The organism is Empedobacter sp. UBA3239 (assembly GCF_002362875.1).
Classification (GTDB): domain Bacteria; phylum Bacteroidota; class Bacteroidia; order Flavobacteriales; family Weeksellaceae; genus Empedobacter; species Empedobacter falsenii_B.
This window is the reverse complement of the sequence record NZ_DEVJ01000065.1, coordinates 1-7,086: the sequence shown is the minus strand read 5'-3', so window position 1 is coordinate 7,086 and position 7,086 is coordinate 1. Positions and strand designations below refer to the sequence as shown.

Here is a 7,086-nt window from a genome sequence, read left to right as displayed (position 1 = left end):
ATTACGTCTTAGATACGAAATGGAAGAATCTTAACGGTTACAATCCATCGCCTGAAGATCTTCGTCAGATGTATGTATATCATCGATTTTATCAAGCTAAGAAAGTAGCACTTGTCTATCCTTCTGACCAGCATTCAATTCAGAAAGGAAATTACTTTAGTTCTGAAAATCATTTAGAAATGTCTGATAAAGAATGTAGCATAATGCAAATTGCAACATCAACGGATATTAAAACTTGGCAAGAGGAGATTGGAAATCAGATTAATTCTTTATTAGATTGATAATAACGTCCGTTATTTCATACAAAAACTTATAATTTGTGTAGAATAACGGACATTTATTTATCCTTTACTTTCTTAACTCTAAATTTAATCGTTTTAACCTTCGCTGATAACTTTGCAAATAATTACGTTTCAACTTTTCAGATAAATAAGATTTTGAAATTAAGTCTTTTACTTCTTCTTCTTTAGAAGTTAGATTTTGAATGACTTTTACTATCGATTTCTCTATCATTCCTGCTTTCTCACCCAATACAAATAACTGATCAATGACTTTTCCTTTTGAAATGGACTTTCCAATATTTCCCTCTTGAGAATGTAGGATTATGATTTCGTGAAATGCCAATAAAAAAGCATCTATTCAGAAGAAATAGATGCTTTATAGTTATTAATAACCAGGATTTTGTTTAATATTTGGATTAATTGATATTTCTTTATATGGTATAGGCCATAAATATTGACGAGAATTGAAATTACGTGTGGCTAATTTTTTGATTTGACCTTTATTGAACATTGGTTTTAGATCAACTAAGCCATTATCATCAATTTGAGGTGTAGAAGGGAAAACCCATAATCCTTTGTCTACAATTTTTGATTTTAAGGCTGCTGGATCTAAGAATCCGTAATTATCAATTGTTAAGGCTTCATCTGCTAATTCCCATCGAATTAAATCATCTAAACGTCGGTTTTCCCATGCAAATTCCATACGTCTTTCTGCACGAACAATTTTTCTTAATTCAGTTTGATTTGAGACTGTAACAATTGGGTATGCTCCTGCATCTTTATAGGCACGTTTGCGAACTAAATTAATTGCATCTGCAACAGATTGGTCTAATTCATTTAATTCTATTTTAGCTTCAGCATACATTAATAATATATCAGCATAACGCATGATAATAATATCTGTATCAGCATTGTAGTCATCTGACCAATCAGCATCAACTCCTTTTTTTAATGAAAGTCCATTATAAGATGCGTAGGTATCAACGGCACGAGTGTCATTATTTTTAACCATAGAACCAGTCGATGTATTGAGAACAGTTGTTGCATAAGGATTTGGATCATAAATGTAACCTAAAAACTCTGAACCAAATTCGACAATTGTTTCTTTTAAACGAGGATCTCTATTTTCGAATGGTTTTTTGGGGTCAAATAAAGGCGATTCGTCAATGGGTTTACCATCAGAAGCATAAAAAGAAAAGAACAAATCCCATGAAGGTTGAGCAACAGCAGACCCTCCTGCAGTGCGCGGAATGAAGTTCTTCACACTTAATTCTTCACCTAACTCTGTTGAACGAGGAATTGCGAAAATTGTTTCTGTAGCATTACGTGTACTTGATTTGAAGTACTCACCAAAATCTGGATATAACGAATATTGATTTAGCTCCATACATGCTTTAGCTGCTTCTTTTGCTAAAGAATAATCTTTAAAATACAATGCATATCGAGTTTTAAATGCTAAAGCGGCACCTTTTGTGGCACGAGAAAGTTGATTAGCTGCATAAGATTTTGGTAAATTTTTCGCTGCAAAATCTAAATCATCGTACACTTGTTTGATGACAACTTTTTTATCTGTTCTTCCTAATTTGAAAGCATCTTCAATGCTTAGGGTATTGGTATAAAAAGGAACATCACCCCAAAGAAATGCTAATCTACCATAAGCATTGGCACGCATAAAACGAGCTTCTGCTTCGAATTGTAATTTCTTTTCTGCTGAAACAGTATTATCCGCTTTTTTTAGATTTTCGAGAATTGTATTTGCGCGAGAAACTGCTTTGTATAAACTTTCCCAATTTAATTCTGCCACACTCCAATTAGATGTAATTGCTCCAGCAGCATAATCATTCATGGTTTGTCTTTGCGACCAGTTATCAGACATGCGTTCTGCACGCCAATTAATTTCTATGTCCCAAGCATATTGACGGTATAAATCGTTTAAAGATAGATTGATTTCACTTTCGTTTGAGTACCAATTTTCACTTGATCCTTCTGATAAAGGGTTTAGGTCTAAATCGGTACAAGAGCTAAAAGAAGCAATTATAGATAATGCGATTATAATTTTTTTCATGATGTTAGAATTTTAGAGATAAACCTAAAGTGAATGAACGGCTGATGTATGTATTGTAATTTACTTCAGGGTCCCATCCTTTTGGGAAATTATCGATTGAGAATAAATCATTTCCAGAGGCAAATACGCGTAAACTTGCAACACCTATTTTGTCTGTTAATGTTGAAGGTAAAGTGTACCCAAGTGTGATATTTTTCAATCGGAAATAAGCTCCTTTCGTCATCCAAAAAGTAGATGTTTCATAATTGTTATTTTCTGCACCCACGTTAGATAAGCGAGGATATTTTGCTTTTAAATTTTCTTCTGGTGTATTGTAAACGCTCCAATAATTTCCGTCGATGATACCAGAAGGATTTGTCCAAGCACTTTGGAAAGGTTTCATTAATTCTGGAGTTAAATATGCATTTTGTTTACCTACACCTTGAACGGTCATAGCAAAATCCCAACCTTTGTAGTTCATATCGATTGTTCCACCAAATAAATAACGTGGTAAAGATCCTCCTAATAATTGACGATCGTATTCTGGTGAAATAATTCCATCAGGAACACCATCTGGTCCACTAATATCTTTGTATCGTATATCACCAGGTTTTACATTTTTGTTTAATGTCGCAGAATTTGTAATTTCATCTTGAGTTTGATATATACCTTCAGCTATGTATCCATACCATTCTTTGTATTGGCCACCTGCCATAATTGCCTTAGCACTATCAAATACAATTCCTCCTAGATCTCCCATAACTGATTTTGAATCTGAAATATTTAAGGCAATACCATATTTCAAATTGTTAATTTTATCACGCCAAGAAACGGAGAAATCCCAGCCTTTTGTATACATTGAACCTGTATTTTGTTGTGGATTTTCGAAACCTATATAATCAGGAATTTCTAATTCTAACAACATATCAGAGGTTTGTTTCTTGTAATAATCAAATGTTACATTCAATCTATTTTTAAAGAATTGTGCGTCTAAACCAATATTTTTGGTTTCTGTTACTTCCCAAGTGATATCATTGATCGCATAATTAACTTGGGCAGCAGTTGTTCCTGAAACTACCTGACCTCCCATATAAAATAAAGCATTAGAGAAGTTGATAGATGATTGATAGGGATAATATCCAATACGCTCATTTCCTAGTTGCCCCCAAGAAGCACGAACTTTCAGGTATGAAAGGAAATCGACATCTTTTAAGAAACTTTCTTCAGATATTGCCCATCCAGCCGAAATAGAAGGGAAAGCACCCCATCGGTGGTCAGGATGAAAACGAGAAGAACCATCGTAACGAATATTTGCTTGTATAAAATATTTGTTTGCATAATCATACATTATACGTCCAAAATAAGAACGATATGATGTTTCGTATGCACTTCCGCTTGCTTGTTGGTAATCTGTTGGCGCTAAATCTAAATAAGGAAAATCCATTAGTTCGAAATAATCACCAGTTGCTTTTACAAGTTCATTTTTTGTATAAAAATCTTCGTATCCGATTAAAGCATTTAAAGAATGTTTTCCGAAATGTTTCTGATAATTTGCTAAAAATTGTTTTGTTAAAGCAACTTCATCTGTACGATATTCTGCTAAATTAGTTGATGCAAAACCTCCCATGTATCCCATAAATACGTTTGGATCTTCTGGTGAATAATAAGGGATTTGTTTTACGAATTTTTTACGTTTATTAAAACTGACATTTGGTGCAACGATAGCAGAAAATTTTAAGCCTTTCAATGGTTCGTAATGTAATGCAACACGCCCATTCATTATGTCTTTCCATGTGTCATCTGTGCCACCATAATGCAGTTTAGCATAGGCGTTAGAACCGGTTTTTCCATCTCCAATGCGCCCATCTTCCCAAAAAGCTGCATAAATAGGAGCAAAACGGATTGCTTCCCAAATAGGATTAATATTTGGACTTTCTTCTTTCGAGTAGACATAACTCATATCAAAATCTGCAGTTAGCTTATTTGATACCTTGTAAGTATTGTTTACGCGTGCCATCAAACGTTTGTAATGTTGATTAGCATAAATTTCACCCATATTATCATAGCTAATAGATGCACGAGTAGTCGATTTCTCATTTCCAGATGTTAATGAAATGGCATGACTTTCTTTGAAGGCACTATTTTTTAGCAATATTTTTTTCCAGTCTGTTAAAGGATAACTATTAGGGTCTTTTAGGTTTAAGTTATTATAATTATCGATGGTTTCTTGTGCATAGATTGAATGTTCAGAACCTTTAGCATTTCCTGTATCATTCCAAGCAAACTCATTCATCATTTCCATGTATCGTTTTGCACCAACTGTTGTAGGAAAAGTTGTAGGGGTAATCCAAGTCATTGCATTTTGGTACTCAATATTGGTTTTACCTTTTGCAGCACGTTTGGTTGTAATCAAAATTACACCAGAAGCTGCTCGGGCACCATAAATTGAAGCAGAAGCAGCATCTTTAAGGACTGTTACATCTTCTATATCATTTGCATTAACATCATCAATACTTTTAACAGGAACACCATCTACGATAACTAGAGGTGAAGTATCTCCAATTGAAGTAATACCACGTACAACAATTGTAGCTGAAGCATTTGGCGAACCACTACTTCTTGTTACCATTAACCCTGGCATAGAACCTTGTAATGCTTGAGATACATTTGTTACATTTCGTTTTGCAATTTCTTCACCTTTTACATCAGAAATAGATCCTGTTAAATCTTTTTTCTTTGCAGTACCGTATCCAATTACGACAACTTCTTCTAATGAATTTGTTTGCTGGGGTTGGAGTGCAATTTGAATAGGTGAAGTTGTTGAAAATTTTTGTTCTAGGCTGGTATACCCATCGAAATTAATATTCAAAGTTAATTCAGCTAATTCAGTTTCAAGATTTAAATCTCCATTTATATCAGTGTAAAATGATTGATTTAATTCTTTGACATAAACTTGTACATCGGCTATGCCGAATCCATTTTCGTCTACAATTTTTATTGGAAAGTCACCAATTAGAGCAAATTGCTGCGAATGATTTGAATGTAGGTTGTAATGAGAGGTATTTTTCGCTTGTAATGAAATAAGTCCACCAAATAAGAGTAGTGGAATAGTTAATCGTTTCATGTGTCTTATTAGTTTGGCGCGAAATTATAATGTTTATTGTAAAAGCGTATTAATTGAAGTTTAACCGTTTTTTAAGTAATTGTTAATATTTTGAAATAATCGTTAAATCTTTATTGATAATTTTAAAAATTCACTAATAATCATTATTTAAAGCTAAAAAGGTAGATTTCTCTACCTTTTTAAAATTATTTTTGATGCTTATACTTAATCCAATGTTATGACGTATTCGTTTCGTTGATCTTTTTTCCAGGCGTGTTCTTGAGTAGTAGGAGAAATTCCAAATAAAGGCGAAAAAGTTTTTATTTTAATCGTTTTATTGTCAGGATAGAATTCTAAGATTCTTAACCATCCATCGCCACCATTTCCATTGTGACCTCCCCCCATAGATTGGGCATCGAATAAAATTTGATGTACAGATTTACCAGCTTCATTTTTATCTTGTTTGTAACCTTCTCCAGAAATATGACCTGATAAAACTAATTGCATATTCGAGGTTGACTTAACTAATTTTTGCCAAATTTGTTCTCCATTATTTGAATTAGGTAATTTGATACGTTCTGATTTCTGAATTTTATTGTTGATAGAATAAGGCTCAAAAATAATCCAGGTTTCATCTTTAGCCAATCGTTTGTCATCTCTACCCAAATAAGCATGTGTCATCATAACAATTTGGTGATTTTTATATTGCTCTAGTTTTACAATCTTATTTGCCCAATCGATTGTATTATTTGTTGGCGCATACTCTAAAGTTAAGAATAAAAAATCTTTACCATTTAAATTTTTTAATTCGAATGCTGAATTGGCTAGTGTAGCTTTTTCATTTTCGTCCACACCATTTTGTACAATCGTCTTTCTATTCAAAAAATTTTTATCAATAGGAAAGAATTCATCTAGGCGAGTCCAACGTTTTCCTTCACGATTAATGGTGTAATCGTGATTTCCTGTTGCTGTAATATAAGGAACTTTACCATCTAAATAACTAAACGCTTTGGCAGCAGCTTCCCATTGTTTTTGTGCCGTCTGATTTCCATCATGTCCATTATTGATGATTTCATTTTGCTCAACCAAGTCACCAACACACATTACCATCTTGATATTTAAATGATCGATATTATTCTCGACCCATTTCGTCATTAACTCTAGAATAGGCTGATTTTGACTAAATTTAGTGTAGTTCTGAATATCTGGTATCATAATAATAGACCATGAATTTTGATGATCTAGTTTTGGCGTTTCGTATTTTTCTTGAGCGGTTAAATTTCCAGCCCAAAAGATGATACACAATAGACTTGTTTTAAAAATGTTTCTTGTTTTCATGTGATAATTTGCTTTGTCGTGGCGTTATTGTTTTTTGCAAATTAACATCGAAGATAAAAAAGGGTGATTAACTTAAAGTTAAATCTAAATCTATATTTCAATAAAAAATAACAAACCGTCAAGTTTCGTGAGTTAGAGTGACGTTTGTAAAATGTTGTATCGAAGACTTAGTAGATATATAACGAATTATAAAAACCTTCATTTTTAATAATAAAATGAAGGTTTTTTTCTTAAAAATTATTGATCAATTAGACTGATAAAGACATCAGATAATTCATTTGGAACGTCAATCATAGCGTCATTACGTCTTAGATACGAAA

General features: G+C 32.9%; 5 protein-coding genes. 1 reads left to right on the top strand and 4 read right to left on the bottom strand.

The features are described 5' to 3' along the window. Positions 1-281, top strand: a 281-nt coding sequence (locus B4G36_RS09860; protein ID WP_414646343.1) for a 5-methylcytosine restriction system specificity protein McrC, incomplete at its 5' end; no start/stop codon positions are given. Positions 282-348: 67 nt separating this feature from the next. On the opposite strand, the gene B4G36_RS09855 is transcribed toward B4G36_RS09860, so the two are convergent. The 4 genes from B4G36_RS09855 to B4G36_RS09840 form a co-directional block, all read right to left on the bottom strand. After that, a complete protein-coding gene (locus B4G36_RS09855; RefSeq protein ID WP_291059584.1) occupies positions 349-624 on the bottom strand; it encodes a hypothetical protein in 276 nt (91 codons plus the stop codon). Between the two features lie 42 nt (positions 625-666). Further along, positions 667-2,346 (bottom strand): RagB/SusD family nutrient uptake outer membrane protein, encoded by a 1,680-nt coding sequence (locus B4G36_RS09850; protein WP_291059582.1) that lies wholly within the window; start codon positions 2,344-2,346, stop codon positions 667-669. 4 nt (positions 2,347-2,350) lie between these two features. After that, entirely contained in the window at positions 2,351-5,449 is a 3,099-nt protein-coding gene (locus B4G36_RS09845) for a SusC/RagA family TonB-linked outer membrane protein (RefSeq protein WP_291059580.1), read from the bottom strand. A gap of 204 nt (positions 5,450-5,653) precedes the next feature. Then, positions 5,654-6,766: a metallophosphoesterase gene (locus B4G36_RS09840; protein ID WP_291059578.1), complete on the bottom strand. Its 1,113-nt coding sequence runs from the start codon at positions 6,764-6,766 to the stop codon at positions 5,654-5,656. Between the last annotated feature and the right edge of the window lie 320 nt (positions 6,767-7,086).

Bases quoted from the DNA above. Each gene is read 5' to 3' on its own strand.
- B4G36_RS09840 (WP_291059578.1), bottom strand. From the start codon at position 6,766: ATGAAAACAAGAAACATTTTTAAAACAAGTCTATTGTGTATCATCTTT.
- B4G36_RS09850 (WP_291059582.1), bottom strand. From the start codon at position 2,346: ATGAAAAAAATTATAATCGCATTATCTATAATTGCTTCTTTTAGCTCT.
- B4G36_RS09845 (WP_291059580.1), bottom strand. From the start codon at position 5,449: ATGAAACGATTAACTATTCCACTACTCTTATTTGGTGGACTTATTTCA.